Source organism: Sulfuricurvum sp. RIFOXYD12_FULL_44_77 (genome assembly GCF_001830725.1).
Lineage (GTDB): Bacteria > Campylobacterota > Campylobacteria > Campylobacterales > Sulfurimonadaceae > Sulfuricurvum > Sulfuricurvum kujiense_A.
Genome location: NZ_MIBU01000300.1, coordinates 1 through 4,049, shown reverse-complemented (window position 1 = coordinate 4,049; position 4,049 = coordinate 1). Strand labels below are relative to the sequence as shown.

Annotated in this window: 4 protein-coding genes; all 4 read right to left on the bottom strand. The window is 45.6% G+C overall.

Annotated features, from left to right (window positions below; all coding sequences use genetic code 11):
* The coding region (locus tag A2517_RS10975; RefSeq protein ID WP_294896976.1) for a type IV pilus twitching motility protein PilT at positions 1 to 655 on the bottom strand (655 nt) is incomplete at its 3' end.
* A 4-nt stretch (positions 656 to 659) separates the two neighbouring features.
* The gene (locus A2517_RS10970) at positions 660 to 1,637 is read right to left on the bottom strand and encodes a transaldolase (RefSeq protein WP_294896974.1); all 978 of its coding nucleotides are present in this window, start codon (positions 1,635 to 1,637) and stop codon (positions 660 to 662) included.
* 44 nt (positions 1,638 to 1,681) lie between these two features.
* Positions 1,682 to 3,478: a DUF4105 domain-containing protein gene (locus A2517_RS10965; protein ID WP_294896972.1), complete on the bottom strand. Its 1,797-nt coding sequence runs from the start codon at positions 3,476 to 3,478 to the stop codon at positions 1,682 to 1,684.
* Between the two features lie 51 nt (positions 3,479 to 3,529).
* Complete coding sequence (locus tag A2517_RS10960) at positions 3,530 to 3,976, bottom strand: DUF3015 family protein (RefSeq protein ID WP_294896970.1); 447 nt, start codon at positions 3,974 to 3,976, stop codon at positions 3,530 to 3,532.
* Between the last annotated feature and the right edge of the window lie 73 nt (positions 3,977 to 4,049).

The following is a 4,049-nucleotide window of genomic DNA, read 5'->3' as shown; positions in this document are numbered from 1 at the left end:
GAATAATATCGGGGTCTTCCCGCAGCGCCGCCCGCAGAGCATTTCCGAAACTGAGAGTGTCCTGCCCGACACTGCGCTGATTGATAATACATTTCCGATCTTTATGGACAAACTCGATCGGATCTTCAATCGTAATAATATGCTTACGGCGCTTCCAGTTAATCTCATCGATCAAGGCTGCAAGTGTCGTTGATTTACCGCTTCCCGTAACTCCCGTAACGAGGACCAGTCCCCGTTCCATCTCTGCAAAGGTATGGACTACTTCAGGAAGCTTGAGTTCTTCAATACTCAAAATTTTAACGGGAATTAAACGGAAAACTGCCGATACCCCTTCCATTTGAAAAAAGATATTGATACGAAAACGGGTATTTTCATCAAACGGATAGACCAAGTCCAGCTCTTTTTTCTCTACCAACTCGGGAAAACGGGTCCGTAACAGCTCTTTGGCAAAAATCAAAGCATCGTCTTTTGAAAAAATCTCACCGGAGAGGGGGATAATCTCTCCGTTGATACGGGCTCGAACGACACTGTTGGCTTTGACATGGAGGTCACTTCCCCCTGCATCCACCATACGGCGCAAGTATCCTCGTATTTTTTTCAATACCTCAAAGTTGAGTTCACCCAACTCCGTATGACTAAAACTTTGTTGACTCATAGTATTACTCCAATGCGTTGAGGATTTCAGTGAAAGCAACTTTAAAAGCTTCCAATCCTTCTTCTATCTGCTGTGCAATAACGGTGTCCATCTCCACCCCTGCAGCCGCTACACTTTTTTGATGCTCTTCAATGGTAGCCGCACTCATTGGAAGTTTCAATGTTCTATCTCCTCCGCTTACATACGCATCAATGGTAGCGATCGGTGCGGTGTTGACACTGTTGGGAGCTAAAAGTTCATCGATATAATAGGAGGCTCGGAACTCAGAGCCTTTCACCCCTGTACTGGCAAACAAGACACGACATTTCGAGATTCCTAACGCTTCGACACGATTGTAAATATCGGCGGCATTTACAATCCCCATCAGACCCGACCTTACACCATGGGAACGAAGTGTCTCGTCAATTGCTCTATCGATTCGGCTGACAAAGACGCTGATCACCGTATCCACCGACGATTTTTTCGACGCTTTGTTAAACGCTTCCGCACATTTAAGTGCTTGATCTACCGAAAATATCAATGTTGCATTGACGGGAATCCCTCGTGAAGCCAGTGCTTCCATAGCTCCATATCCCGCTTCGGTTGCAGGAACTTTGATCATTACATTGGGACGGTTGATACTCGCATGAAGGCGTATCCCCTCAGCGATCGTAGCTTCGGTATCATCACACAAAAACGGATCAACCTCGATACTCACGTACCCGTCATCTCCGGCATCGTATAAGGGGCGCAAGATATCTGCCGCTTTTTGTATATCGTAAATGGCCAATGCTTCGTATTTTTCTTTAGGAGAAAGATCAGAGAGGGTAGCCAGTTGTTCTTTGTAAGCTGGTGAGGTCAAAATCGCATTTTTAAAAATGGCAGGGTTCGATGTAGCCCCATTAATAACCCCTTTTTCTATCAGCTCTTTAAACCCTTCATCTAAAAATGTCCGTTCAATAAAATCGGCCCAAAGGGCAAAGCGTGCTTCCGCTAAATACATAAAAACTCCGAAACATAAATTAGGACTATTATGCCAAAAAATAATTAAAAATAGAGGTTCACACCAAGTTTGAATCGATCTTCTCTGTAATCTTGATCGATTCCTTCATAACTGCACTGTACTCCCCCCAGCGGACTCCATTGCCACCCTTGAGAAACCATAACGCGGCTTCGATCGCTGCCATCCAAATAGAAAATATGGCCTGCTTCAATATGGCTCTTCATCCGATTGCCCCAGTTGATCGCAGCCCCTGCACTAAACCCTAATCCGACATCGGCATTAAATCCGAATCTCACCTCCGGCTCACTTAAAACATAGCCGTACATCCCCTCATCTCCAAGGGATGCCCCTGCTCCCACACGGGTAACGAAGCTAAGTCTATCTCCTCCGTATTCGCGATCCCAACCGCTTTTCATGCGCCATGAAAACGGCTTAAAAAAATGACTTACCGGTGCAATAGAGGCGAGAGAGAGAACCGTCAATTTCTCTAACGTCACTTTATCATGATCCACCCCGATCAACGTATCGAGAAATTCGATTTGAGCACCGGAGAGATGTCCCGTATCATCTTCATCCAAGTCATGAAAAGCGGGACGCCACCCAATCAGTAGCGGTGAACGATCTTCAAACCACCCCTGTGAGAGGGCTATACGGGCAGAGTGATGGGCGCGATCAGGATTTGCTTTGGGAGATACAGCAACTAATTCTCCACTCCCCAGCGCGGCGCGGCGTGAGAGGAGTTCATAATAGCGCGCCGCATACACCTCTTTAGCCATTTTTCCCTCTATGTATTGATACTCAACCAGTTCCGCAGCCGCTTCGAGTGCAAAACGGTGCTCTTGTTTGGAGAGAGTCAACGTATCGAGTTCCGCACCATTTGTCTCTGTAGTACTTAAAGCTTTCACTGCCGAGATCCCTTGAGGAGAGAGGTGACGTTCATACGCAAGTAGCTGAGTCCGTTTTGAGGGGCGAAAATGTTTTGCTTCTACCAAAGCCTCTTCCTCGAAAGCGCGTACCGTATCGGGAGGGATAACATAATAGAAAAAGTGATCCCTCAAGTGAACGCTCGGACGGGCAATCTCGGTGAGCCACAACATATGATAGGAGCAATTCTCATCGAAAAAATAGTACCACGAGTTAATCCGCTGCAATTCCCAGATATGGCGCACCATCGCCATGACCTCATCAGGCGTTAAATTTAGATCGTATTCCCAGACATCTCTAGATTCGGAATCCCGATATTCTTTGAGTTTTTCATAATAAGGGAGCATCGAATAAAAGCCATAATAGCCCCCGAATAGCCCCTTATACGCAAATAACAATCCATTCGTCTCATCGGTGTGCGCTGCATAGTTGATCGCATACGACATGAGTTTAGACTCCATTTTGGAATCGATCCGTAAAAAAGTATGCCCGAACATCGATGCGGGGGAGTTGATATGGGCACTCGGAAATACCAGTGTCACACTCTGTGGATCCATCTTCGCAACAAGGGCTTCATACTCACGGCACTCCCCCTCACCGAAAGAGGTGTTAAGCTCGTGTTCCAGCCACGCTCTTCGAGCCGGAAAACGGCAAAAGACAGATTCATTGCTTCGGTTGGTATCCTCATTTAAGTGACGGATCGTTTCATCCAGTTCAGAGGTGAGATTTGTTTTCCCTTCCAATGAGAGAAAGAAAGCGGGATCGTCAATTTCACTTTCACCATCAGGGGAGTGCATCAAAAGATGCCAGTAGCGTGTATCGGAAAGATGTTTGGTATGAGCATGTGCAATCAGTTCATCGGTAGTTGTCGCATAAACCGCTAAACTCAGTGCGCATAATAATAAAAGAAAGGGCAAATAAAACCTCAAAATCTCTCGGAATGCATAAAATGCGCTCCGAGAAAATAATTAACCAGCGATAGTAGAAACGTTATCGAGAACCGTAGCCATATCGGCTTTTTCACTTGTGTAGATAGCATTGTAGTTTGCTTGAAGTGCTGATGCAAATTCCGCTTTGTCTTGAACATTCAAAAGCTCAGCAAGAGTGGAAACGCTTTCGCCTTGACCGATAGCGATCTCACGAGAGAGTTGATCCATATTCGACGCAACGAACTCTGCCGCACGCTCATTCATAACAAAACGTGCTTTTTTACATCCTGATGTCCCTGAAGTCACACCAAACGTTTGGTTACCCAATGTGCTATTTGTTGTTGCTTGTAGCGCCAACATTACCGCAGAACTGTCATCTTTGATAATTTGTGATCCGAGACCGCACCCTGTTTGACTATTTACGGTTGCAAAACCTGCGGTAGAGAGTGCCGCGATAGCTGCGATACTGATAAGAACTTTTTTCATTTATACCCCTTTTTCATAAGAATTAACAGAGAGTATAAAGGAATTAACCTTAAAAATTTCTCATTTTCCAATG

Excerpts from the sequence above, each read along its gene's own strand:
- A2517_RS10960 (WP_294896970.1), bottom strand. The coding sequence starts at position 3,976 with ATGAAAAAAGTTCTTATCAGTATCGCAGCTATCGCGGCACTCTCTACC.
- A2517_RS10970 (WP_294896974.1), bottom strand. The coding sequence starts at position 1,637 with ATGTATTTAGCGGAAGCACGCTTTGCCCTTTGGGCCGATTTTATTGAA.